Below are 25,538 nucleotides of genomic sequence, written 5' to 3' on the forward strand. Positions count from 1 at the left end.
ACATTCCTCACAAACGGCTTACTTGATATGCCGCCCGCCGTTGACGGTCAGGGTGGTACCGGTGACATACGGGTTGTCCAGCAGGTAACGCACGCTCTGGTAGATCACCTCGGGCCCTGGCTCGATGCCCAGGGCCGACTTGGCCAGGACTTTGGCGCGGTAGACCGCGTCGTCGCCTTCGTTGAACATCACCATCGCCGGGGCAATGCCATTGACCTTGATCAACGGCGCGAACTGCGCGGCAAACGACAGCGTCAGGCTGTCCAGCCCGGCCTTGGTGGCGCAGTAGGCGATGTGCTGGCGGCTGCCCTTGCGCACCACGTCATCGCTGATATGCACGATGTCGGCCGGTGTTGAGCGCTGCAGCAAGGTCGAACAATGCAGGTTGATCAGGTACGGCGCAAGCATGTGCACGCTGAACATGTCGCTGAAAGCGCGGCTTTCGTCGCCCGGGGTTTCTGCGATCCAGGCCGAGGCGTTGTGGATGATCGCCCGCAGGCTTTGGGTGTGGGTGTTCAGTTCAGCGATGAACGCGAGAATCCCGGCTTCGGTGGAGAAGTCGGCAAACACGCCGACCGCGCCACGCTCGCGCAGGGCCTGCACGCCGGGACGTTCGTTGCGGTAGCTGAAAATCACCGACTGGCCTTCGTCCAGCAGGCGCTCGGCGCAATGCAGGCCGACACGCTGGCCGGCGCCGGTGATCAGGATCGGGGCGTTCGTTGCAGTCATGGGAGGCTCGCGTCGCTGGCAGGCGCAAATCATACCAGCGACGGGCCGCCCCTGTACTCACGCCGCCGCTTCGGTGGCCTTGCGCGGGGCTGGCGTTGGATGCAGCCAGTTCGCCAGCAGGTGGGTCGACAGCGGAATGAACCAGTACACCATCAAGGGCGTGAGTGCCATTGTGCTGACCAGCACCCGTGGCCCCAGGTTGAGTTCACTGAGCAGCGGCCCGAGGACGAAGTTGAACAGCAGCGACACCGGGAAAAATGCCAACCAGATCGCCACTGCCTGCTTCCAGCGCGGCGGACGGGCGCCCGCTGCACCAAACCAGCCATCGATGCCCCGTACACGGTGCTCGGACGGATCGGCAAACAGATCGCTGCCACGGCTCAACCACGCGCTGCGTGAGGCGGAAAACTCCCAGGCATGCAGGGTTTGTTCATCGGCGAAGCGGAAAATGATCTGGAATTCATCATCATTGGGCGGTGGTGCCAGCACCCCGGAGCCCAGGTAACCGGGGAAGTCGGTGGCCAATTGCTCGCCTTCGCGCAGCCAGGCCATCAGTTCTTCGTAGCGCCCTTTGGCGACGCGACGTGCAACCATCAAGGTGACGGGAGAGGTAGACATTGTGTATCTCCAAATGTACGGGTGCGCTGAACCGGGTAGGTGGCACACAGACGAAGCTGCGGGGTGCTGCAGCGACGTGTAAAAAACAGGCAAGGATTATTCCTGTTTTGCTGAAATACACCAGCGACATTGGTCTGAAACGCACGGGCCTTGAAAAGGACAGGTCTAAAGACGTTAAATGAACGCCCAACTGCCGCTGTTTTTTTGGTCTCGAATGCCCGTGATTACTGCTCCCGTTGATATCGTTTCACATCTGGATTCAACGGATTGTGCTGAGCTGTTGCCAATTCGTGAAGTATCGAGATTGACAGGCGTCAATCCGGTCACACTGCGTGCCTGGGAGCGGCGTTACGGATTGATCCAGCCAACCCGCACCGAAAGTGGGCATCGCCTCTATTCCCAGGCCGATATCGAGACCGTCAATCGTATTCTCGACTGGATCGAGCGCGGCGTAGCTGTGAGCAAAGTGGGCAAGATCCTCGCGCACGATGCTCAGCAGGCCGAAGCGATTCGCGCTGAGCGGGACATGGGGGTGGAAGGCGAGGTCCCGCAATGGCGGGCGCGGCTGTTGCAGGCCGTCAACGCCTTTGACGACCGCCAACTGGAAAGCCTGTACGGGCAGATTTTCGCGACCTACCCCCTCAATGTGGCATTCCAAGACATCCTGATGCCGCTCTGGAATGAGCTGCTGCGCCATCAGGGGCGTTTCGGTCAAGCCAGCGAGTGGCTGTTTTTCGACACCTTCCTGCGTACCCATGCCTTTCAACGCCTGCAGGCAGCGACGCTGTCAGCGGCGCCTCGGGTATTGCTGGCAGCCATGCCCGGCGAGTGCCGCAAATTGGAGTTACTGGTGGCAGCGCTGTTGATCAGTCGGGATGACCTGGCGGTGCAGGTGCTGGGCATGGGCCAACCGCTCGATGAGTTGACGCTGGTGTGTGAAAAGACTCGCCCCCGGGCGCTGGTCATCTTCTCCAATCACGCTCATAACCTGGGTCTGGCTGCGCGCCTCAATCGCTTGGCGATGACGCTGGATTGCCCAATGTTTCTCGCCGGTGCTGCGTCGGACCTGGCGCAGAGTGCGTTGGCAGGTTCCTCCATCGGTTGCCTGGGCAGCGAAGGGCGCCAGATGCAACGCCGCTTGCAGCAGTTTCTCAGCGGCAACCTGGATACCTGATGTCAGGCGTGCATCTGCGGGTGTAGCAGACGGTGCTGGTGCAGGATGAATTGGCGCAGGCGCTCGGTTTCATCTGCATCACTCTGGCTGATGCGATAGGCAAACAAACCCCGCGCCGTTTCCCGCTCGAATGCGCCGCGCAGCGCAATGCGCTCATAACCGGAAGGGCTGAACCACAGGGAAAAGGTTTTTGGCGGCTTGATCCGGCCTCGAATCTCCACCAGCACGCCCTTGAACGACACTTCATGCACCCAGAGGGCACCCGCAGTGCCCCTGACATTCTCCAGGGCCACCGGTGCTTCAAGCGCCAGGCGCCACGGGCGTACCATCGGTCCATCTTCGAAAATGCTCGGCACCCCCAGACGCAGATGCACCGCATTGAACTCATCTTCCACCAACTGCAGGGGGAAGGTCAGTTGCTGGTTGTCGACCTGTGCCTGGATGGTGACATGGTCGTGGGCGGCCAGGCGGGTGAGCAGGTCGCGAAGCTGAGCACCGCCATTGACGGTCAGGTTCGACGAAGCATCCCGCAGGTTGAGTTGCGGGTTGTGCTGCATGTTCTGAATGAAATCCAGCTCGTCCTGGGTCAGAAGCGCGTCGCGTTGCATCGCTCTTTCTCGATCGGGGTGTTAAAACGCCATTATCCCCTCTAATGGCTGCATTATCTAAATTTTGTTAGATCCGCTTTTCATTTTGAGCGCCGCCAGCTCGGCCTTGACCTGGGCCAGCTCGTTTTCCAGCTGGGCGACACGCTGCTGGGCCTTCATCTGGACGGTGACGTCCTTTTGCACACCGATGAAATAGGTTTGCTTATCGGCCTGGTTGTACACCGTTGAAAGCGACAGCTCGTTCCAGAAATGGCTACCGTCCTTGCGATAATTGCGCAGGATTTCACGGCACGAACCGCCATTCTCCAGGGTTGCTCGGATGGTCATCAGGGCCGGCTGGTCGCGGTCACCCGATTGCAGGAAGCGACAATCCTGGTAGAGGATTTCATCCAGGGTGTAGCCGGTCATCCGTTCGAATGCGGGGTTCACGTAGATCAGTGGCTTGTCCTCGCCTTCCTGTTCGGCAACCACGATGCCTTCGTTGGAAGCGTTGATCACCATTTGCATCAGTTGGGCGTTAATCATTGAGCGGTCCATAGCGTGTGGTGGGCGTTGGCAGTTTATGACAGGTGCTGAATGTTGCACCCTGCGCAGCGAAATATTTGCGCCAGCTGCTAATATCCCAGGCTTTCGCTCAACTACAGGATCAGATTGATGAAAGTCGCCATCCTTTCCGGCTCGGTCTACGGCACGGCTGAAGAAGTCGCCCGCCACGCCGTTGGCATCCTCAATGCGGCCGGTTTCGACGCCTGGCACAACCCACGCGCCACCCTGGCGGATGTTCAGGCCTTTGCCCCCGAGGCCTTCCTGGCCGTGACCTCGACCACCGGCATGGGTGAATTGCCCGACAACCTGCAGCCGTTGTATTCAACCATCCGCGACCAGTTGCCCGCAGCCTGGCGCGGCCTGCCTGGCGCAGTGATCGGCCTGGGCGACGCCAGCTACGGTGACACCTTCTGTGGCGGCGGCGAACAAATGCGCGAGCTGTTCGGCGAGCTGGGCGTGCGCGAAGTGCTGCCGATGCTGCGCCTGGACGCCAGCGAAAGCGTCACCCCGGAATCTGACGCCGAGCCGTGGCTGGCTGACTTGATCACGGCGCTGCGCGCCTGAGCGCATGCCGCCTTTATTGGCGGCGCTTCTCTGACGCGACTTGTACTATTCTCAAACCTGACTCGCTCGGTCATCAAGCTGGCTGCGAAGGCAACTACTTCCGTCAGGGTGTCTGACTAGACTGGCCAATCACTGAGAAAAATAATAACAAGTGCGCCAAGGAGGTCATTGCCGTGAGCCTAGCCCCCGTTGAACCGCCACAGAACGTCAAAGATCAGGTCAGTGCTGCCGAGTGGCAGACCCGTGTCGACCTGGCGGCCTGCTATCGCCTTGTGGCGCTGCATGGTTGGGACGACCTGATCTTCACCCACATCTCGGCCAAGGTCCCCGGCACGGATGACTTCCTGATCAACCCGTATGGGCAGATGTTCGACGAGATCACCGCGTCAAGCCTGGTCAAGGTCGATCAGGCCGGCAACAAGTTGATGGACAGCCCCTACGAGATCAACCCGGCGGGCTACACCATCCACAGTGCCATCCATGAAGTTCGCCACGATGTCACCTGCGTGCTGCATACCCACACCGCCTCCGGTGTGGCGGTAGCTGCGCAGAAGCAGGGGGTGCTGCCGATCAGCCAGCAATCGATCTTCGTGCTGTCGAGCCTCGCCTATCACGCTTATGAAGGGGTGGCGCTGAACCACGAAGAGAAGGCGCGCTTGCAGGCCGACCTGGGCGACAACAATTTCCTGATGCTGCACAACCACGGTCTGCTGACCTGTGGCAGCACCATCGCCGACACCTTCCTGATGATGTTCACCTTCCAGCGCGCCTGCGATATCCAGGTGCTGGCGCAAAACGGCGGGGCTGAATTGATCACCATCGAACCGCAGATTCTCGCCGGGGCACGGGCGATGGTGGCGGCTGTCACAAAGAGTGCCCAGGGTATGGGCGGCGCGCTGGCCTGGCCGGCGCTGCTGCGCAAATTGGACCGTCAAGACACTGGGTATAGACGCTGATGCCACTCGCCGAGATCCCACTAAGAGCCTGGCGCAAGCGCGGCCAGAGTTTCGAATTTCGTGGCCGCACCATCCGTTACTGGGTGGCGGGGCAGGGCGAACCCTTGTTGTTGATCCATGGTTTCCCCACCGCCAGTTGGGATTGGCATTACCTGTGGCAACCGCTGGCCCAGCACAACCAGGTCATTGCTTGCGACATGCTCGGCTTCGGCGATTCGGCCAAGCCGCTGGACCATGGTTATTGCCTGCTTGAACAGGCGGATCTGCAACAGGCGCTGCTGGAGCATCTGCGCGTGGAGCAGCCGGTGCATGTGCTGGCCCATGACTACGGTGACAGCGTCGCCCAGGAACTGTTGGCCCGGCACTACGAAGGCCGCTTCCGGATGGCCAGTTGCGTGTTCCTCAACGGCGGATTATTTCCCGAAACCCATCGCCCGGCGCTGGTGCAAAAACTCCTGCTCAGCCCGCTGGGCTGGATGATCGGCCGCGCTTTCGGGCGCAATGCCCTTGCCGACAGCTTCAGCCAGATCTTCGGCCCCAACACCCGTCCCAGTGAAAGTGCCCTGGATGATTTCTGGAGCCTGATCAACTGCAACGACGGCACACGCATCCTGCACAAACTGATCGCCTACGTGCCCCAGCGCCGACGCTTGCGTGATCGCTGGGTCGATGCAATGCAGCGCGGCGAAGTGCCGTTGCGGGTGATCGACGGCGAAGTTGACCCGATCTCCGGCGCGCACATGGTCGAGCGCTACCAGCAACTGGTACCCGACGCCGACACGGTGTTGCTGGCAAATATCGGCCACTACCCACAGATCGAGGCGCCGGTACAGGTGCTCAAGCACTACCAGGCGTTTCGGGAGCGGGTCGGGCAGCCGGCCTCGCAAGTGGCCTATTCCTGATCCCAAATCCTTTTCTGCAGGAGCGAGCTTGCTCGCGAAAATCGTCAACGATAACGTGGGAATCCTGACATCACGCGGCGCTCTGGGATTGTTCGCGAGCAAGCTCGCTCCTACAAAGAGACGAGTCATCATCCCCCAGCCTTATCGAGCACCATTCAGCCTCAGCCGTATTTATTGTGACCACAGGCGCCTTGCCGGACACTCGACCCATTCCCATTGTCGCCAGCGGAGTTCGGTATGAGTGAGTCAGTGCAGTTCCAGGATAAGGTCGTGATCGTCACCGGTGCTGGCGGCGGATTGGGCCGGGCCCATGCGCTGCTGTTCGCCAGGCACGGGGCCAAGGTGCTGGTCAACGATCTCGGTGGTTCAACCCAGGGCGAGGGCGCCAATGCGTCCGCTGCCGATCGGGTCGTGGCGCAGATTCGTGAGGCGGGCGGTATCGCCGAAGCCAACCATGACTCTGTCACCGACGGTGACAAGATCGTCCAGAACGCCCTCGACGTGTTCGGGCGCATCGACGTGGTGGTCAACAACGCCGGGATCCTGCGCGACAAAACCTTCCACAAAATGGACGACACCGACTGGGACCTGGTTTACCGGGTGCATGTCGAAGGCGCCTACAAAGTCACCCGCGCCGCCTGGCCGCACTTGCGTGAGCAGGGTTACGGCCGTGTGATCTTCACCGCGTCCACCTCGGGCATCTACGGCAACTTCGGCCAGTCCAACTACGGCATGGCCAAGCTCGGGCTGTACGGCCTCACCCGCACCCTGGCCCTGGAAGGACGCAAGAACAACATCCTGGTCAATGCCATCGCCCCTACCGGCGCCACGCGCATGACCGAGGGCCTGATCCCGCCACAAGTGTTCGAGCGCCTCAAGCCGGAATTGGTCAGCCCGCTGGTGGTGTACCTGGGCAGCGAAGCGTGCCAGGAAACGTCGGGCCTGTTTGAAGTGGGTGGCGGCTGGATCGGCAAGACCCGCTGGGAACGCAGCCTGGGCGTGGGCTTTGATCCTGAAGCCGGATTCTCGCCCGACGATGTGGCGGCACATTGGGCGCAGATCTGCGACTTCGAAGGCGCGGCCCATCCCAAGGACAACATCGAAGCGTTGAAGGAGATGATGGCCAATCTGCAGAAATACAGCCTGTGATCGTTGCTTGAAAAAGATTGAATCCTACGGGGCGCTGATGGCGCCCCGTTTTTTTTCAGGCAAAAAAAAGCCGCTGCAAACGCAGCGGCTGAAGTAAGACGTTGGATCAAGGAGCGACAAATCAACGTCAGTGAACACCGGTAACAGACTGAAAAAAGACATCAATCCATTTGAATCTGGCTTTTCTTCCGTTTGGGGAAGCGGGCGGTTTGCCCTGAAAGCCCGGCAAGAATAGTCGTTTGTAACTGGATGAGTAAGAGCGCTTCAGGACAAGGACTGTTGTCAAAACTGCAACAGTCTCGACGTGCACCATCCATGCCCCTGATAACCCACCATCCACCCGGTCCATGCTCCCGCCCAGACCCAGGCCAGAGCGGCCTGTAATCCTTTCGAGCGACAACACGAATCCCTCCTTGGTGCGCTTATCGCTCCTCCTGCGCGGCAGTAGGGTGGGGCCTTCTGTCACTCACCGGGGAAGACGCATGACAAAAACAATAATGCGCGCCATCTTCACGCCACAGGCGCTGGCTGCTGCGGTTGCGTTGGGTTGCTGTGCCCAGGCACAGGCTGTTTCCTTCAACATTGGCGAGATCGAAGGGCAATTCGACTCTTCGCTGTCGGTCGGCTCCAGCTGGGGTATGCGTGATGCCGATAAAAAACTCGTGGGCACCGTCAATGGCGGCACGGGGCAGGCTTCCACGGGGGATGACGGGCGGCTGAATTTCAAGAAGGGCGAGACCTTCTCGAAAATCTTCAAGGGCCTGCACGACCTTGAACTCAAGTACGGCGATACCGGTGTGTTCGTGCGCGGCAAGTATTGGTACGACTTCGAACTCAAGGATGAAGACCGCGAGTTCAAGCAGATCAGCGACCACAACCGCAAGGAAGGCGCCAAATCCAGCGGCGCGCAGATCCTCGATGCGTTCGTCTATCACAACTACTCCCTGGGCGACCTGCCGGGCACCGTGCGCGCCGGTAAGCAGGTGGTCAGTTGGGGCGAAAGTACCTTCATCGGCAACTCCATCAACAGCATCAACCCCATCGACGTGTCGGCGTTCCGGCGTCCTGGCGCCGAGATCAAGGAAGGGCTGATCCCGGTGAATATGCTGTTTGCCTCCCAGAGCCTGACCAACCAACTGACCGTGGAAGGCTTCTACCAGTTGGAGTGGGACCAGACGGTGTTGGACAACTGCGGCACGTTCTTTGGCGGTGACGTGGCGGCGGATGGTTGCACCGGTAACTACACAGTGGGTAACCCGGCAATCGCGCCGTTGCAACCGATCGCAGCGGCACGCGGCCAAGGCTTTGTAGTGACCCGCGAAGGCGTGGTGGTGCAACGCGCCGGTGATCGTGATGCGCGGGATTCCGGCCAATTTGGCGCTGCCTTGCGCTGGCTGGGTGATGACACGGAGTACGGCCTGTACTTCATGAACTACCACAGCCGCACGCCGACCGTAGGCACTATTACCGCCAACACCAATCTGGCGACTATCGGTGGTATTGCGGCGGCGGCCCCGGCGGGCTTTGGTTCGGCCCTCGCCCAGAGCACCATGCTCGGCCGTGGCCAGTACTACCTCGACTACCCGGAAGACATCCGCCTGTTCGGCGCGAGTTTCTCCACTACCTTGCCCACCGGCACGGCGTGGACCGGGGAAATCAGCTACCGGCCCAATGCCCCGGTGCAGTTGAATACCACCGACCTGACATTGGCCTTGCTCAACCCAATCGCCGGCCAATTGGCCTCGCCCATCCGCAGCAATTTCGGCAGCGACAACAAAGGTTATCGCCGCAAGGAAATCACCCAGATCCAAAGCACCATGACCCAGTTCTTCGACCAAGTCCTCGGCGCCGAACGCCTGACGCTGGTGGGCGAAGCAGCCGTGGTGCACGTGGCTGGCCTGGAAGACAAATCCAAGCTGCGTTATGGCCGTGACTCTGTGTATGGCGCCTACGGTTTCCAGGGTGACACCGACGGCTTCGTTACCTCCACCTCCTGGGGCTACCGCGCGCGGGCGATCCTTGACTACAACAACGCAATTTTCGGGGTGAACCTCAAGCCCAACCTGTCCTGGTCCCATGACGTCGCCGGCTACGGCCCCAACGGGATCTTCAACAAAGGCGCCAAGGCCCTCAGCGTCGGCGTGGATGCGGACTACCGCAGCACCTACACCGCCAGCCTCAGCTACACCGACTTCTTTGGCGGCGACTACAACACCCTGACCGACCGCGACTTCCTCGCCCTCAGCTTCGGCGTGAACTTCTGATTTGGCTTAAAGAAGGACAAGAACCTATGCGTAAGACAATTGCAGTGTTGGCCCTCAGCCTGTTGGCCTCCCACGTGATGGCGGCGGTGTCGCCGGAAGAGGCGGCCAAGCTGGGCACGACCCTGACTCCGGTCGGCGCCGAAAAGGCCGGCAACGCCGATGGCTCGATCCCGGCCTGGACCGGTGGCATCCCGAAAAACGCCGGCGCGGTGGACAGCAAGGGCTTCCTTGCCGACCCGTTCGCCAGTGAAAAACCGCTGTTCGTGATCACCGCGGCCACCGTCGACAAGTACAAAGACAAACTCTCCGACGGCCAGGTGGCGATGTTCAAGCGCTACCCCGAGACCTACAAGATCCCGGTCTACCCGAGCCACCGTACGGTCAACCTGCCACCGGATATCTACGAGTCGATCAAGCGCAGCGCGCTGAACGTCAAAGCGATCAACGACGGTAACGGCCTGGAAAACTTCACCGGTAACCGTTACTACGCGTTCCCGATTCCCAAGAATGGCGTGGAAGTGCTGTGGAACCACATCACCCGTTACCATGGCGGCAACCTGCGCCGCATCATCACCCAGGCCACCCCGCAGACCAATGGCAGCTACACGCCGATCCGCTTCGAGGAAGAAGTGGCAGTGCCCCAGGCGATTCCCGATATCGACCAGGCCAAGGCGGCCAACGTGTTGAGCTATTTCAAGCAATCGGTCACCGCCCCGGCGCGCCTGGCGGGCAACGTGCTGCTGGTGCACGAGACCCTCGACCAAGTGAAGGAGCCGCGCCTGGCCTGGATCTACAACGCCGGCCAGCGCCGCGTACGCCGCGCGCCGCAAGTGTCTTATGACGGCCCGGGCACCGCGTCCGACGGCCTGCGCACCACCGACAACTTCGACATGTTCTCCGGCGCCCCCGACCGCTACGACTGGAAGCTGGTGGGTAAGAAAGAGATGTACATCCCCTACAACAGCTACAAGCTCGATTCGCCGTCGCTCAAATACGACGACATCATCAAGGCCGGTCACATCAACCAGGACCTGACCCGTTACGAACTGCACCGCGTGTGGGAAGTGGTCGGCACGGTCAAGCCAAGCGAGCGGCACATCTACGCCAAGCGCCACATGTACATCGACGAAGACAGCTGGCAAGTCGCGCTGGTGGATCACTACGACGGCCGTGGCCAACTGTGGCGCGTCGCCGAAGGCCATGCGCAGTTCTACTACGATCACCAGGTGCCGGCCTACACCGTCGAGACCCTGTACGACATCATCGCCGGACGCTACATCGCACTGGGCATGAAGAACGAGGAGAAGAGCAGCTTCGTGTTCGGCTTCGCGGCCAAGGCAGCGGACTACACCCCAGCAGCCTTGAGGGCTGAAGGCGTACGCTGATCCCGGATCGAAGCGGGGTCAAAATGTGGGAGGGGGCTTGCCCCCTCCCACTTCTGTGCATGGCCTTCAATCACCCCGCTGAATACTTCTTCAACAACCCCCCGCCATAGGACTAGTGTACGCATCAGGTTGCATAACAATAAAAAAGCAGGATGCAGCAATGACTGCCATGACACGCTGCCTGGACCGTCCTGGATTCATGCCCCGGCTGTCCGCTCACCATCTGCTGCGCCCACGCCTGGCCGAGCCATTGCTGGCGGCCCAGGCCAGGGTCAAATTACTCTGCGCGCCCGGTGGCAGCGGCAAGAGCGCGTTGCTCGCCGAGTGTGCGTTGCAGGCGCCTGCCGGTTGCCAGGTGTACTGGTTGCCGCTCAATGGCGCGGCCCTCAGCCCCCTCGACCTGTGCCTGCGGCTGGCGCAAAACCTGGGCCTGACGTTTACCGACGAAACCACCTTGTTGCTCGACCTCAGCCGCTGGCAGGCCTCGGCGTGGCTGTTCCTCGATGATTTTTGCCGCTCGCCGGCACCCGACACCGATGCCTTGCTCGACCGCCTGCTCACGGCCAGCAGCCCGGCCCTGACCTGGTGGCTGGGGGCGCGACGTCGTCCGGCCTGCAACTGGCCGCGGCTGCTGCTCGACGATGAGTTGCTTGAATGTGGCGCCGAACTGGCCTTCAACCCTGCGGAAATCCAGCAACTGCTCAGCCATGGGCCGGGGCATTCGGTCGACAGCGTGCTGCAGTTCAGCGCCGGCTGGTGTGCCGGCGTGCGCATCGCCTTGCTGGGCGATGGGCACCCCGACAAGACCTTGCTCGACTACTTGCAACACGAGCTGTTCAGCACACTGTCGCCGGAACTGGCGGAGGCCTGGCGCGTACTGGCTCATCTGCCGCGCTTCAACGCCGGCCTGTGCGAGCACTTGTTCGGCGCGGGGGAGGGGGCTCAGTACCTGAGGGATTTGCAGGTGCTCGGCGCTTTTATCCAACCGTGGGAAGACACCGACTGGCTGCAGGTTTTTCCGCCCCTGGCGCACCTGATGCAGGACGAACCCTGGCCGGCCAAACGCTCCTGGCATCGACGCACCTGCCAATGGTTCTGCGCCGAACAGGACTGGCAGGCTGCCTTCGAACAGGCACTGCTGGCCGAAGAATATGAAATGGCGGTGAGCCTGTTGCAGCACTTCAGCTTCGAGGATCTGTTCCGACAGCAGAACGCCGTTTTGCTATTGCGCCTGCATGAGCAGCACGGCGATGAGTTGATGCTCGGCTCGGCGCAACTGGTGGGGCTGGTGACGGCGGCGTTGCTGTTTGCCGGGCGCTTCGAACAGGCGGCCGCGTGCATCGATCAGCTTGCGCGGTTTGCCCCGCAACCGACGGCGGCGCAACAGCGGTATTTATTGGCGCGCTGGCAGGCGCAATGGGGCTGGTTGCTGCACCTGGGCGGCGATGCCGAAGGCGCACGCCTGCATTTTCTTGAGGCCCTGCACGCGTTGCCCGACAGCGCCTGGACCTCGCGGCTGATGTGCCTGTCTGGGCTGACCCAGCAAGCCTTGTTGCGCGGCGAACTGGACGTGGCCCAAGGCCTGAACCGCGAAGCGCTGTGTCTGGCGCGCGCCCAGGGTTCGTTGCTGCTGGAGGCCTTGCTTGAACTGGATCACGCGCAATTACTGGAACAGCGCGGCGCGCCGTATCGGGCCCAGAGTCTGCTGGAAAATGTGCAGGCCATATTGCTTGGACAGCGGCTCAAGGCCGGACCGCTGGTGGGGCGCATCGCCTTGCGGCGCGGGCATCTGGCGTTGCGCCAGGGTCAAGACAACGTGGCGGCTGAATGTTTCGAAACCGGGCTGAAGATGTGCCTGCACAGCCAGGACAAGCGCGTGCTCTACGGCTTTCTCGGCCTGGCCCTGCTGGCCGCCAACCGTGGCGATTACGCCCAGGCGTTTTTCCAACTGCGCGAAGCCGAGCGGCTGATGCAGCAACGCCAGGTCCCGGACACGGTGTACCGTGCGGTGCTGCTATTGGTCAGCGGGCATTTCTGGTTGCAGCAGGGGCGCGCCGAATTGACCGTGGAGGCAGTGCGTCGCGTGCTGCGCCATTTTCGTGGGCCCCAGGGCAAGCAGGCGCCGCCGGCGACCCTGGAACTGATCCCGCGTCTTGAATACCTGTTGGTGTTGGCGGAGGTGAAACTGGGCTGCGCCGAGCAACCCGTGGCGCGGCTCACTGCGCTGCTGGAAACCACCCACCAGCGCGGCATGCTCTGCCTGGAAACCGAACTGCATCTGGTACTGGGCGAAGTCGCCTGGCAGTTGGGTGATCCAGCGTTGGCGCGCCGCTCGCTGCAAGCCGGTCTGGAACTGGCCGGGCGTTGCCAGGTGCAACAGGCGATTCGCGAACTGCGCCTGCGCGCGCCGGGACTCCTGAGTGAGCTGGGCCTGGAGCCTCAGGCATCAACCCCCGGCACGGTGGAAAACCCCTTGAGCCAGCGCGAACTGGAAGTGCTGCAACTGATCGCCCTCGGCAGCTCCAACCTGGAGATCGCCGATCGCCTGTTTATCTCCCTGCACACCGTCAAGACCCACGCGCGGCGCATTCACAGCAAGCTCGGCGTAGAGCGGCGCACCCAGGCGGTGGCCAAGGCCAAGACCTTGGGTTTGATGGTTTAGATAAAGGCCTGACGGTATTCGCCGGGCGTGGCGCCCATGGCCTGGCGGAAGCGATGGGTGAAGTGGCTGGCGCTGGAAAAACCGCACAGCAAGGCAATCTCACCCAACGGCAGGACGCCGCCACGCAGCAGGTTTTGCGCGCGGGTCAGCCGGCGCGCCAGCAGGTACTGATGGGGCGGCAGGCCGAAGCTCTGGCGAAACATCCGTGCGAAATGGTATTCGGACAGCGCGCACAACCCAGCCAGTTGCCCAAGGCTGATGGGGTCTTCCAAGTGCTGGTCGATGTAGTCCACCAGTAACCGTCGTTGGTAGGCGGCCAGCCCGCCTTTTAAACGCAAGCCTTCGCGGGCGCCCACCTGGCTGAGCAGGGTGTGACTGAGCATTTCATGGGCGAGGCTGCTGGTGAGCAGGCGTTCGGCGGGCTCGTGCCAGTTGAGGGCGATCAACTGGTGGAAGCGTCGGGCCAGGCGCTCGTCTTCCAGGAAGGTACTTTCCCGCAGTTCCAGGGTGCGCGGTTCGCGGTCAAGCAGGGTGACGCAGCCCAGGGCAAATTGCTCTGGGCTGAAATACACATGGGCCAGGCGAATCTCACCGTTGATCACCCAGGCCGATTGGTGCTCGGCAGGCAGGATGCACAGCTTGTCGGGGCCGCCCTTGGTGCCCGGCTGGTCCCGCCGAAACGTGCCGGTGCCGCCGCCGACATAGCAGGACAAGGTGTGATGGCTGGGCGCCTGGTAGTCCTGGGAATCGTGGTGATTGCTCCACAAAGCCGCAGACAAACCGTCACCGAGCTCGGCGCAGGCTTCCAGGCGTGCGTTGGGCGAGCGGTTAAGGGCTTGGAAGACTTGCAGGGATTCCAGGTCTGACATGGGTGTGTTCTCCGACGCCTTGCATCCTACTCCGCGCGGTTGGCGCTGTGATCCCATCGCCCGACAAAAGCGCAAGAATGTGCAAGAGCCCTGCACGGGTTGAAGGCGACACTGTGGCTCAATCGATGGAGCCCGCTATGAACCTTTCCCTGTACTTACTCACTGTGCTGATCTGGGGCACCACCTGGATCGCCCTCAAATGGCAACTGGGCGTGGTGGCGATTCCGGTGTCCATCGTCTACCGCTTCGGCTTGGCGGCGCTGGTGTTGTTTGCGTTGTTACTGGTCAGTCGCAAGTTGCAGGTGATGAACCGGCGCGGGCACCTCATCTGCCTGGCCCAGGGGCTGTGTCTGTTTTGCGTCAACTTCATGTGCTTTCTCACCGCCAGCCAGTGGATCCCCAGCGGCCTGGTGGCGGTGGTGTTTTCCACGGCCACGCTGTGGAACGCGCTGAACGCCCGAGTGTTTTTCGGCCAGCGGGTGGCGCGCAATGTGTTGATGGGCGGTGGCCTGGGCTTGGCCGGCTTAGGCTTGCTGTTCTGGCCGGAGCTGGTGGGGCATACCGCCAGCCCGCAGACCTTGCTGGGTTTGGGGTTGGCGTTGCTGGGAACGATGTGTTTCTCGGCGGGCAATATGTTGTCGAGTCTGCAGCAGAAGGCCGGTCTGAGGCCGCTGACCACGAATGCCTGGGGCATGTTGTACGGATCCTTGATGCTGGCGACCTACTGTCTGGTGCGCGGGATTCCGTTTGAGATGGACTGGAGCGCACGTTACATCGGTGCACTGTGGTACCTGGTGATTCCGGGGTCGGTGATTGGGTTTACCGCTTACCTGACGTTGGTAGGGCGCATGGGGCCGGAGCGTGCGGCGTATTGCACGGTGCTGTTCCCGGTGGTCGCGCTGAATGTGTCGGCGTTTGCCGAAGGTTACCAGTGGACCGCACCGGCGCTGGCGGGGTTGGTGCTGGTGATGCTGGGGAATGTGTTGGTGTTTCGTAAGCCCAAGGTGGCTCAGCCGGTGAATCCGATCCTTCAGACAAAGCAGGTCTAGCGTGGGAGGGGGCAAGCTCCCTCCCACATTTCCTGCATTTCTTACATTTGACCGAGTTGCCTGGTTTATTTGAGCCCTAAACGCTTGGCCATCCGGCCTAGGTTGGCGCGGTCCAGGCCCAGTTCGCGGGCGGCGCTGGCCCAGTTGTGCTGGTGGCGTTCCAGGCAGGCGTTGATGACTTGGCGCTGGTAGTGCTCGGTGGCCTGGCGCAGGTCGCCGGTGACGGGCGTTATCTGTGCGTGTTCTTCGATCATCGGCGCGCTGACATCAGGTAAATCCAGATCCTGGGCGCTCAAGCTCAGAATTTTCGGGCGTTCGCGACAGTTACCCAGTGCCTTCAACGCGCTGCGCCCGATCAAATGCTCCAGCTCCCGCACATTGCCCGGCCAGTTATAGGCCAGCAGCGCCGCCTGGGCATCGCCGGTCAGGCGCAGGCTGCCCAAGCCCATGCGTGAGCGGTTCTGCTCCAGGAAGAAACCGGCCAGCAGCAACACATCACGCCCGCGCTCGCGCAGGGCCGGCACTTGCAGCGGGTACACGCTCAGCCGGTGATAGAAGTCGGCGCGGTAGCGGCCGTTGCGCACCTCATCGGCGAGGTCGCGGTTGGTGGCGGCGATCAGGCGCACATCCACCTGGTGTTCCTTGTCTGAACCCAGGCGCTGCAACTGGCCGCTTTGCAGCACCCGCAGCAGCTTGGCCTGCACGCTCAGGGACAGCTCGCCCACTTCGTCCAGGAACAACGTGCCGCCATTCGCCAGCTCGAACTTGCCGCGCCGCTCATTCAGCGCGCCCGTAAAGGCGCCGCGCACATGGCCGAACAACTCGCTTTCCACCAGGGTTTCCGGCAGGGCGGCGCAGTTGAGGCTGATCAGCGGTTTGTCCGCCCGCGACGACGCCGCGTGAATAGCCTGGGCCACCAGCTCCTTGCCGACCCCGGTTTCGCCGGTGATCAGCACCGTGAGGTCGCTGCCACCCACCAGCTTGATTTCCTCCACCAGGCGCTTGTGGGTTTTGCTCTGGCCGATCATTTCCTTGTGCTGCTGGCCGCTGGCCTGGCGGTAGATCTCGGCGCGCTGGTGTTCGTCTTCGGCGCGCAATGCCAGGCGTTCGATGCGTTCGGCGACGTTGACGGTGGCGGCGGCGAGGCTGGCGAAGGCTTGCAGGGCGTCCAGCTCCACCCGTTCGAAGCGCTCGGTGTCCAGCGCGTCCAGGGTCAACAGGCCCCAGGGCTGGTCGTCGATAAACAGCGGGCAGCCCATGCAGTCGTGCACTTGCAGATGACCGTGCAAGCCATCGACCAGGCCGTCGTAGGGATCGGGCAATTCGCTGTCACTGTCAAAGCGTGTGGGCCCGGGACTGCTGAGCAGCACGGCGAAGCGCGGGTGTTCGCTGACCTTGAAGCGGCGGCCCAGGGTGTCTGCACTCAGGCCATCCACCGCCAGTGGTACCAGCGATTCGCCGTCCAGGCGCAACAGTGCGGCCGCATCACACGGCAACAGGGCGTGCATGGCGTGCAGCAGGCGCCGATAGCGTTCGCCTTCGGGCAGTTCCCGTGACAGGTCGGCGACCAGCGGCAGCAGGGTGGTGAGCAGCGTGTGTGCAGTCATAATGACTCCTTGTAGTCCTTATGACTATAGAGTGTAGGAGGTCATACTGACTACATATTATTCAAGCCATTGAATTAAAAGGATTTATTAGTTGGCATGAATACTGAGTAGCTAAGGGTAATCAGTAAAGAAGCCCAGGAGGCTCCCATGCTTAGTGCCCAAGACCGTGCCATCGTCAAATCCACCGTGCCCCTGCTGGAAAGCGGCGGTGAAGCGCTGATCACCCATTTCTACCGCATGATGCTCTCCGAGTACCCTGAGGTCCGCCCGCTGTTCAACCAGGCCCACCAGGCCAGCGGTGACCAGCCCCGTGCCCTGGCTAATGGCGTATTGATGTACGCGCGGCATATCGACCAGCTCGACCAACTGGGCGACTTGGTGGCGAAGATCATCAACAAGCACGTGGCCCTGCAGATCCTGCCGGAGCATTACCCGATTGTGGGCGCTTGCCTGCTGCGGGCGATTTCCGAGGTGCTGGGCAGCGAGATCGCCACCCCTGAGGTGATGAATGCCTGGGGCGCCGCGTACGGCCAACTGGCGGATATCCTGATTGGGGCCGAGGCGGCCATCTACGCAGAGAAAGCCCAGGCCCCGGGCGGCTGGCGCGGTGCGCGGGCGTTTACCGTGGTCAAGCGTGTGGAGGAGAGCGCCGAGATCACCTCTTTCTATTTCGCGCCGGTGGACAACGGGGCGATCCTCGCTGCCGCGCCGGGCCAGTACATCGGCATGAGGCTGGTACTCGACGGTGAGGAAGTGCGCCGCAACTATTCACTGTCGGCGTTGAGTGATGCGGGTGAGTACCGCATCAGCGTCAAGCGCGAAGCCGGTGGGCGGGTCTCCAACTACCTGCATGACCAGTTGCAGGTCGGGGCGACGATTGACCTGTTTCCGCCGTCGGGCGAGTTCACCCTGGCGGCCAGCGATAAGCCGCTGGTGCTGATCAGCGGCGGGGTAGGGATCACCCCGACCTTGCCGATGCTGGAAGCGGCCCTGGCCACCGAGCGTCCGGTGCACTTTATCCACTGCGCGCGTAATGGCGGGGTGCATGCGTTCCGCGATTGGGTGGATGCACTGGCGGCCAAGCACCCGCAGCTCAAGCGCTTCTATTGCTATGCCGAGGACGACGGCGTGAGCCCGGCGGCGGATAAAGTCGGCCTGCTGAGCCAGGAGCAATTGGCGGCGTGGTTGCCGCAGCAGCGTGACCTCGACGCGTACTTCCTCGGCCCCAAAGGTTTCATGGCGGCGATCAAGCGCCACCTCAAGGCATTGGGCGTACCCGAGAAACAAAGCCGCTACGAGTTCTTCGGCCCGGCTGCCGCGTTGGAATAACACGGTCAAAAATGTGGGAGGGGGTTTGCCCCCTCCCACATTTGGATCTCTGTTCCTCCCGATTAATCCCCTGTTAACCCCTCTCTGTTTAAACCACTCTCTGTGTGTAAACTTGCGGCCATTGGCACAACCAAACAAAGGGATACGGGGATGAGTGACGAATTGCGTTTAGGCAGGGAGCGGCGCTTTCTGGTGTTGCTGGGCATCATCTGCCTGGCGCTGATCGGTGGTGCGTTGTACATGCAGGTGGTGTTGGGCGAGGCGCCTTGCCCGTTGTGCATCCTGCAACGCTACGCCTTGCTGTTGATTGCGATCTTCGCGTTCATCGGTGCGGCGATGCGTACCAAGGGCGCCATCACGCTGTTCGAAGGCCTGGTGGTACTCAGCGCCCTTGGCGGGGTGGCTGCGGCCGGTCACCATGTGTACACCCAGTTCTTCCCACAGGTGAGCTGCGGCGTCGATGTGCTGCAACCCATCGTCGACGACCTGCCCCTGGCCAAGGTCTTCCCGCTGGGCTTCCAGGTCGATGGCTTCTGCAGCACGCCGTACCCGCCGGTGCTCGGCCTGTCGCTGGCGCAATGGGCGCTGGTGGCGTTCGTGTTGACGGTCATCCTGGTGCCCCTGGGCATCTACCGTAATCGCCAGCGCAAGGCCTGAACCCTTCGGCAAAACGCCCCGGTCTTTCTTCAAGGGAGGCCGGGGCGTTTTGCATGTAGGGTTTTGTGAACGGAGCGTGACGCCGGACAATTTTGGGTGCGCGCAGTGTGCGACATGTTGTCACACGGACGCCGCCGCAGGACGTTTCTGAGCGGCCAAACCCGCGCTTAAATTTGCAAAAAACCTCCAAGATGTGCTGTCAGTTCGTGGTTTGGGCGACGCCACGCACCTCACGCCGTACAAGCCTTTGAGTGATGTCCCAATGCCTTGTTTTCTGGGGGGTTGGTTAGGTTTTGCATGCCCTTACAGGGCGTAAGGGCTGTGGCGGTTTGTCCTATAACACGGCAATTTTTGTGGTTTTTGTTGAGAATCCAACGCGATAAGATCGCGAACCATTGCAATATTGGTGAAGGATTATTGCTGTAATCGATAAAAATTATTTCTTTATAAGACATGGTTTATACATCGCTAGCTAACTACAATCGCCCGCACTGAATGTCCGGTGCTGTTCAATATTTGAGCACTGGAGCGGTCGAGGGGCAGATGGATGGCTCTGTGCGACCCCAAGGTTCCGGCAGCCTTTCAACTATCCGCACCAAATGGAATTGGTCTGTAACAAGGCCTTTAACCACGAAATCGAATAAGAACTCACCGCAGGTCCGTGAAACGCTCCGTATGGCGTGCCGGGCAGGCTCTTATTCAATCGAAGAGAAATGCCAACCCTTGGCAGGGTGAAGTGTTGGCGATCAAAACCCAACTGCATTGCGCAAGCTGCTTTAGAGGTCGTGAGATGAGTAAAAACAGGTACCCCCGATTACTAGGCTTTTTGCCGCTGCTTGGCATGATGTTAATGCTGGGAGGCTGCAAGTGGACCTTGATGGACCCGAAAGGACAGATCGGTCTGGATCAACGAAACCTGATCATCACTGCCACCCTGCTGATGCTGTTGGTCGTGGTGCCTGTGATCATCATGACCTTTGCCTTCGCCTGGAAATACCGCGCGTCGAACACCAGCGCGACCTACGCGCCTAAGTGGTCGCACTCCACCAAGATCGAAATCGCGGTGTGGCTGGTCCCGATCCTCATCATCATCGCCCTGGGTTACATCACCTATAAGTCGACCCACGAGCTGGACCCGTACCGTCCGCTGGAGTCCGACGTCAAGCCGATCAACATCGAAGTGGTCGCGCTGGATTGGAAGTGGCTGTTCATCTACCCGGACCTGGGTATCGCCACGGTTAACCAGATTCGCTTCCCTGAGAACACCCCGCTTAACTTCCGGATCACCTCCGACGCTGTGATGAACTCGTTCTTCATCCCTGCCCTGGGCGGTCAGATCTACGCGATGGCAGGTATGCAGACCCGACTGCACCTGATCGCCAACGAAAAAGCTGAAATGGAAGGCATCTCCGCGAACTACAGCGGCGCTGGCTTCACCGGCATGAAATTCAAAGCGATCTCGACGAGCCAGGAAGATTTCAACGCCTGGGTAGCCGAAGTCAAGGCCGCACCTAAACAGCTTGATCAAGCTGAATACGACGCCCTGACCAAACCAAGCCAGAACAACCCAGTCGCTCTGTACTCCACGTATGAGCCGAACCTGTTTCAGAAAATCGTCGACAAGTACGAAGGTATGAAGCCAGGCAAGCCGGTCAAGCACGAGAAGAAAGAAGTGGCCGCGGTTGAAGGTTCTGACACGGGCTCGCATTCAACTGCTGGGGCAGAGGAGTAAACGATGTTTGGTAAATTAAGTTGGGATGCGGTCCCGTTCCACGAGCCGATTGTGATGATTACCATCGCCATGATCGCGCTGGGTGGTCTGGCACTGTTTGCAGCAATCACTTATTTCAAGAAGTGGACCTACCTGTGGACCGAGTGGCTGACGTCGGTCGACCACAAGAAAATCGGTGTCATGTACGTCATCGTTGCCATGGTCATGCTGCTGCGTGGTTTTGCCGACGCCATCATGATGCGTACCCAGCTGGCCATGGCCACCGAGGGTTCGCCTGGCTACCTGCCGCCTGAACACTATGACCAGATCTTCACCGCCCACGGTGTGATCATGATCATCTTCATGGCGATGCCTTTCTTCACCGGCCTGATGAACCTTGCCTTGCCGCTGCAGATTGGTGCGCGTGACGTTGCCTACCCGTTCCTGAACTCCCTGAGCTTCTGGCTGCTGGTTTCCGGCGTGGTGCTGATCAACGTATCCCTGGGCGTCGGCGAATTCGCCAAGACCGGTTGGGTTGCGTATCCGCCATTGTCGGGTATCCAGTACAGCCCTGGCGTGGGTGTGGACTACTACATCTGGGCGCTACAGTTATCAGGACTCGGGACGACGCTGACGGGGGTCAACTTCCTGGCCACCGTGCTGAAAATGCGCGCCCCTGGCATGAAACTGATGGACATGCCGATCTTCACCTGGACCTGCACCTGGGCCAACGTCCTGATCGTGGCTTCGTTCCCGATCCTGGCCGCGACCATGGCGCTGCTGTCGCTTGACCGTTACCTGGATTTCCACATTTTCACCAATGAACTTGGTGGCAATCCAATGATGTACGTGAACCTGTTCTGGGCATGGGGTCACCCTGAGGTGTACATCCTGATCCTGCCAGCGTTCGGTATCTTCTCCGAAGTGATCTCGACCTTTACCGGCAAGCGCCTGTTCGGTCACCACTCGATGGTCTACGCCTCCGGCGCGATCTCGGTGCTGGGCTTCATGGTTTGGCTGCACCACTTCTTCACCATGGGTTCGGGGGCCAGCGTCAACGCCTTCTTCGGCCTGGCGACAATGCTGATTTCCATCCCGACGGGGGTGAAGCTATTCAACTGGCTGTTCACCATTTACCACGGCCGTCTGCGCATCACCAGCCAGGTTCTGTGGACCCTGGGCTTCATGGTGACCTTCGCCATCGGTGGCATGACCGGCGTACTGCTGGCCATCCCGGGTGCTGACTTCGTCCTGCACAACAGCCTGTTCGTGATCGCTCACTTCCACAACGTGATCATCGGTGGTGCTGTATTCGGCTACATCGCTGGTTTCAGCTTCTACTTCCCGAAAGCGTTCGGCTTCAAGCTGCACGAAGGTTGGGGCAAGGCTGCATTCTGGTTCTGGATCTCGGGCTTCTTCGTCGCGTTCATGCCGCTCTATGCACTGGGCTTCATGGGCATGACCCGTCGTCTGAACGCCACCACCAACCCTGAGTGGGTGCCGTACCTGTACGTCGCCATGTTCGGTGCAATCATGATCGCTGTGGGTATCGCCTGCCAGTTGATCCAACTGTACGTGAGCATCCGTGACCGTAAGCAGAACGCTTGCGACTCCGGCGACCCATGGAATGGCCACACCCTGGAATGGTCGACCTCGTCGCCACCGCCGTTCTACAACTTCGCCGTGATCCCTACTGCGAACACCATTGATGCGTTCACCGAAGCCAAGGAAGACGGTACTGCGTACCAGAAGCCTAAGCACTACGAACCGATCCACATGCCAAACAACACCGCCACTGGCGTGGTGATGGGTGCGCTGTTGACCGTGTTCGGTTTCGCGATGATCTGGCACATCTGGTGGCTGGCGATCGTGGGCCTGGTAGGCACCATCGGTTACTTCATCGTCCACGCTGCACGTGATGATCAAGGCTACATGGTGCCGGTCGAAACGATCGAACGCATCGAAGCCGAGCAGCACGCTCGCCTGGTCGCCGAGAAGAAAATCCCGGCCAACCGTGTAGAAACCTCGTTGGAACAGGCTTAAACCATGTCGAACTTAGTGACCAATGCTGGACACGCCCATGTCGATGACCATGGGCACGATGACCATCACCACGACTCCGGGCCAATAACCGTCTTCGGTTTCTGGCTCTACCTGATGACCGACTGCATTCTGTTTGCGTCGATCTTCGCGGTGTACGCGGTACTGGTAAACAACGTAGCGGGTGGCCCGTCGGGCCACGACATCTTCGAACTGCCTTACGTGCTCGGCGAAACCGCCTTGCTGTTGTTCAGTTCGATCACCTACGGCTTCGCCATGTTGGCCTTCTACAAGGGCAACAAGAAAGGCGTGCTGACCTGGCTGGGTATGACCTTCCTGTTCGGCCTGGGCTTCATCGGCATGGAGATCAACGAGTTCCACCTGCTGATCTCCGAAGGCTACGGCCCGCACCGTTCCGGTTTCCTGTCGGCGTTCTTCACGCTGGTCGGCACCCACGGTCTGCACGTAACTGCCGGCCTGCTGTGGATGGCGGTGATGATGTATCAGGTCAATAAACACGGCCTGACCAACACCAACAAGACTCGCCTGACTTGCCTGAGCCTGTTCTGGCACTTCCTGGACGTGGTCTGGATCTGCGTCTTCACCGTTGTTTACCTGATGGGGACTCTGTAATGGCTAATGCACACTCCCATGACCATGACAGCCATGATTCGAGCCACGGCAGCGTTAAGTCGTACGCCATCGGCTTCATCCTGTCGGTAATCCTGACGCTCATCCCGTTCGGTCTGGTGATGTACCCGACCCTGCCGAAGTCGATCACCTTGATGATCGTACTGGCGTTCGCGGTGATTCAGGTTCTGGTTCACCTGGTGTACTTCCTGCACCTGGATCGTTCTAAAGAGCAGCGCGATAACGTGATTGCGTTCGTGTTCGCAGGCTTAGTAATCCTGCTGCTGGTTGGCCTGTCGATATGGATCATGTTCAGCATCCATACGTTCATGATGGCGAAGTGAGGTAAGACCCGATGTCGCTTAAGCACTTTATCCAAATCACCAAACCGGGGATCATTTTCGGTAACGTGCTTTCTGTGGCGGGCGGTTTCTTCCTGGCCTCCAAGGGACATGTCGATCTGGCCATCTTCCTGGCTGCGATGATCGGCACGTCCCTGGTGGTAGCTTCCGGTTGTGTCTTCAACAACTGCATCGACCGTGACATCGATATCAAGATGGAGCGCACCAAGAATCGCGTGCTGGTCCAGGGGCTTATTTCCCTGAAACTGGCGCTGATCTTCGCGACCGTCCTGGGTGTTGCCGGTGTGGTCTTGTTGTACAAGGTGGCCAACCCGCTGGCGGCGTTGTTTGCCGTGATCGGTTTTGTCATCTACGTCGGCCTCTACAGCCTGTACCTCAAGCGCAAGTCGGTTCACGGCACGCTGGTGGGCAGTCTGTCGGGGGCGATGCCGCCGGTGATTGGTTATGTGGCTGTGACCAATAGCTTCGACATGGCTGCGCTGGTGCTGCTGGTGATGTTCAGCCTGTGGCAGATGCCGCATTCCTACGCCATCGCGATCTTCCGCTTCAACGACTACCTGGCGGCTTCGATTCCGGTCCTTCCGGTCAAGCGTGGCATCCAGGTCGCCAAGAAGCACATCCTGCTCTACATCCTGGCCTTCCTTGTGGCGACCTTGATGTTGACCTTCAGTGGCTACGCCGGCATGAGCTACCTTGCCGTCGCCGCCGCCATGGGCATGTACTGGTTGTACATGGCCTGGACCGGCTACAAGGCGGTGGATGACACCGTCTGGGCGCGCAAGCTGTTCGTGTTCTCGATCTTCACCATCACCGCGCTCAGCGTGATGATGTCCCTGGATTTCCAAGTGCCGAAAGAGCTGTTGCTGACCTACGCACACTGAGTGTCCGAGTAGTAAAAAGGCCCCGCCTTCGAAAGAAGCGCGGGGTTTTTTATTGAGTGACCTTTAAACTATGACCAAACCCAACCCATGCAGGAAGCAAAGTGATGAGTAAAAAAGCCGTTATGGTGTTCAGTGGCGGTCAGGATTCGACGACCTGCCTGATCCAGGCGCTGCCGCTGTATGACGAAGTGCACTGCATCACCTTCGATTACGGTCAGCGCCATGTGGCGGAAATCGAAGTCGCCCAGCAGCTTGCCAAGCAACTCGGGGCCACCGTTCACAAAGTGATGGACGTGTCCTTGCTCAACGAACTGGCGATCAGCAGCCTGACCCGCGACAACATCCCGGTGCCGACCGTGAACAGCTCGGGGGAAAGCCTGCCGAGCACCTTTGTGCCGGGCCGCAATATTCTGTTTTTAACCCTGGCGGCCATCTACGCGTATCAGGTCAAGGCCGAGACGGTGATCACCGGCGTGTGTGAAACCGACTTTTCCGGCTACCCCGATTGCCGCGATGAATTCGTCAAGGCCCTGAACCAGGCGCTCAAGCTGGGCATGGAATACGACGTACGCCTGGAAACCCCGCTGATGTGGCTGAACAAGGCTGAGACCTGGGCACTGGCGGATTACCACCAGCAACTGGACCTGGTCCGCGAGCAGACATTGACCTGCTACAACGGCATTATCGGTACCGGCTGTGGCCAGTGTGATGCCTGCAACCTGCGGGCACGCGGCTTGAATGAGTACCTGCAGAACAAGACAACGGTCATGCAGAGCCTGAAGCAGAAGTTAAAGCTGAACTAACCCCCCCACTGCGCAGCTATCGAGCCTCGCCAAGGCTCGATAG

At 60.4% G+C, this 25,538-nt stretch carries 23 protein-coding genes; 17 read left to right on the top strand and 6 right to left on the bottom strand.

Translation table 11 applies throughout. The features are described from left to right. Positions 1-18: 18 nt before the first annotated feature. Both folM and AD670_RS11915 read right to left on the bottom strand, forming a co-directional pair. Positions 19-729, bottom strand: a complete 711-nt coding sequence (gene folM / locus AD670_RS11910; RefSeq protein ID WP_053132039.1) for a dihydromonapterin reductase — start codon at positions 727-729, stop codon at positions 19-21. 57 nt (positions 730-786) lie between these two features. Then, entirely contained in the window at positions 787-1,347 is a 561-nt protein-coding gene (locus AD670_RS11915) for an antibiotic biosynthesis monooxygenase (protein WP_053132041.1), read from the bottom strand. Positions 1,348-1,561: 214 nt separating this feature from the next. Between AD670_RS11915 and AD670_RS11920 the strand changes: the two genes are divergently transcribed. Continuing rightward, on the top strand, positions 1,562-2,521 hold the full coding sequence (locus tag AD670_RS11920; protein ID WP_053132142.1) for a MerR family transcriptional regulator: 960 nt from the start codon (positions 1,562-1,564) through the stop codon (positions 2,519-2,521). A 2-nt stretch (positions 2,522-2,523) separates the two neighbouring features. Here the strand turns inward: AD670_RS11920 and AD670_RS11925 are convergent, their stop codons facing one another. After that, positions 2,524-3,129, bottom strand: coding sequence for a hypothetical protein (locus AD670_RS11925; RefSeq protein WP_053132044.1), 606 nt, complete (start codon positions 3,127-3,129; stop codon positions 2,524-2,526). A gap of 57 nt (positions 3,130-3,186) precedes the next feature. Continuing rightward, complete coding sequence (locus AD670_RS11930; protein WP_053132047.1) at positions 3,187-3,654, bottom strand: PAS domain-containing protein; 468 nt, start codon at positions 3,652-3,654, stop codon at positions 3,187-3,189. A gap of 129 nt (positions 3,655-3,783) precedes the next feature. Between AD670_RS11930 and AD670_RS11935 the strand changes: the two genes are divergently transcribed. The 7 genes from AD670_RS11935 to AD670_RS11965 all read left to right on the top strand — a co-directional run bounded on the left by AD670_RS11935 (position 3,784) and on the right by AD670_RS11965 (position 13,557). Then, positions 3,784-4,239, top strand: a complete 456-nt coding sequence (locus AD670_RS11935; protein WP_053132049.1) for a flavodoxin — start codon at positions 3,784-3,786, stop codon at positions 4,237-4,239. Between the two features lie 173 nt (positions 4,240-4,412). After that, positions 4,413-5,195 (top strand): class II aldolase/adducin family protein, encoded by a 783-nt coding sequence (locus tag AD670_RS11940; protein ID WP_053132052.1) that lies wholly within the window; start codon positions 4,413-4,415, stop codon positions 5,193-5,195. After that, entirely contained in the window at positions 5,195-6,097 is a 903-nt protein-coding gene (locus AD670_RS11945; protein WP_053132055.1) for an alpha/beta fold hydrolase, read from the top strand. Before AD670_RS11940 ends, AD670_RS11945 begins: the two co-directional genes overlap by 1 nt. Before the next feature lie 237 nt (positions 6,098-6,334). Then, positions 6,335-7,246, top strand: coding sequence for an SDR family oxidoreductase (locus AD670_RS11950; protein WP_053132057.1), 912 nt, complete (start codon positions 6,335-6,337; stop codon positions 7,244-7,246). A 482-nt stretch (positions 7,247-7,728) separates the two neighbouring features. Next, entirely contained in the window at positions 7,729-9,510 is a 1,782-nt protein-coding gene (locus tag AD670_RS11955; protein ID WP_053132059.1) for a DUF1302 domain-containing protein, read from the top strand. Between the two features lie 26 nt (positions 9,511-9,536). Beyond that, positions 9,537-10,895, top strand: coding sequence for a DUF1329 domain-containing protein (locus AD670_RS11960; RefSeq protein WP_053132061.1), 1,359 nt, complete (start codon positions 9,537-9,539; stop codon positions 10,893-10,895). 160 nt (positions 10,896-11,055) lie between these two features. Beyond that, the gene (locus AD670_RS11965; protein WP_053132063.1) at positions 11,056-13,557 is read left to right on the top strand and encodes a LuxR C-terminal-related transcriptional regulator; all 2,502 of its coding nucleotides are present in this window, start codon (positions 11,056-11,058) and stop codon (positions 13,555-13,557) included. On the opposite strand, the gene AD670_RS11970 is transcribed toward AD670_RS11965, so the two are convergent. Beyond that, on the bottom strand, positions 13,554-14,426 hold the full coding sequence (locus AD670_RS11970; RefSeq protein WP_053132065.1) for a helix-turn-helix domain-containing protein: 873 nt from the start codon (positions 14,424-14,426) through the stop codon (positions 13,554-13,556). The two genes, AD670_RS11965 and AD670_RS11970, sit on opposite strands and share 4 nt — an antisense overlap. A gap of 137 nt (positions 14,427-14,563) precedes the next feature. Between AD670_RS11970 and AD670_RS11975 the strand changes: the two genes are divergently transcribed. Beyond that, positions 14,564-15,475 carry a DMT family transporter gene (locus AD670_RS11975; protein WP_053132068.1) on the top strand — a complete coding sequence of 304 codons (912 nt, stop codon included), beginning with the start codon at positions 14,564-14,566 and terminating at the stop codon, positions 15,473-15,475. 65 nt (positions 15,476-15,540) lie between these two features. Here AD670_RS11975 and norR read toward each other — a convergent pair whose 3' ends face one another. Next, the gene (norR, locus tag AD670_RS11980; protein WP_053132071.1) at positions 15,541-17,082 is read right to left on the bottom strand and encodes a nitric oxide reductase transcriptional regulator NorR; all 1,542 of its coding nucleotides are present in this window, start codon (positions 17,080-17,082) and stop codon (positions 15,541-15,543) included. A gap of 147 nt (positions 17,083-17,229) precedes the next feature. Between norR and hmpA the strand changes: the two genes are divergently transcribed. The 8 genes from hmpA to queC all read left to right on the top strand — a co-directional run bounded on the left by hmpA (position 17,230) and on the right by queC (position 25,495). Then, entirely contained in the window at positions 17,230-18,411 is a 1,182-nt protein-coding gene (hmpA, locus tag AD670_RS11985; protein WP_053132074.1) for an NO-inducible flavohemoprotein, read from the top strand. 150 nt (positions 18,412-18,561) lie between these two features. Beyond that, on the top strand, positions 18,562-19,068 hold the full coding sequence (locus AD670_RS11990) for a disulfide bond formation protein B (protein WP_053132076.1): 507 nt from the start codon (positions 18,562-18,564) through the stop codon (positions 19,066-19,068). Between the two features lie 790 nt (positions 19,069-19,858). Further along, a complete protein-coding gene (gene cyoA, locus AD670_RS11995; RefSeq protein WP_053132079.1) occupies positions 19,859-20,800 on the top strand; it encodes a ubiquinol oxidase subunit II in 942 nt (313 codons plus the stop codon). A 3-nt stretch (positions 20,801-20,803) separates the two neighbouring features. Then, the gene (gene cyoB, locus AD670_RS12000) at positions 20,804-22,822 is read left to right on the top strand and encodes a cytochrome o ubiquinol oxidase subunit I (protein ID WP_053132082.1); all 2,019 of its coding nucleotides are present in this window, start codon (positions 20,804-20,806) and stop codon (positions 22,820-22,822) included. A gap of 3 nt (positions 22,823-22,825) precedes the next feature. Continuing rightward, positions 22,826-23,452, top strand: coding sequence for a cytochrome o ubiquinol oxidase subunit III (locus tag AD670_RS12005; protein ID WP_053132085.1), 627 nt, complete (start codon positions 22,826-22,828; stop codon positions 23,450-23,452). Further along, a complete protein-coding gene (cyoD, locus tag AD670_RS12010) occupies positions 23,452-23,793 on the top strand; it encodes a cytochrome o ubiquinol oxidase subunit IV (RefSeq protein ID WP_017734785.1) in 342 nt (113 codons plus the stop codon). The genes AD670_RS12005 and cyoD overlap by 1 nt, the downstream gene beginning before the upstream one ends. Before the next feature lie 11 nt (positions 23,794-23,804). Continuing rightward, positions 23,805-24,692 carry a heme o synthase gene (gene cyoE / locus AD670_RS12015; RefSeq protein WP_003176002.1) on the top strand — a complete coding sequence of 296 codons (888 nt, stop codon included), beginning with the start codon at positions 23,805-23,807 and terminating at the stop codon, positions 24,690-24,692. Positions 24,693-24,796: 104 nt separating this feature from the next. Next, complete coding sequence (gene queC, locus AD670_RS12020; RefSeq protein ID WP_053132088.1) at positions 24,797-25,495, top strand: 7-cyano-7-deazaguanine synthase QueC; 699 nt, start codon at positions 24,797-24,799, stop codon at positions 25,493-25,495. Positions 25,496-25,538 lie beyond the last annotated feature (43 nt).

The organism is Pseudomonas sp. MIACH (assembly GCF_001269925.1).
Taxonomy (GTDB): domain Bacteria; phylum Pseudomonadota; class Gammaproteobacteria; order Pseudomonadales; family Pseudomonadaceae; genus Aquipseudomonas.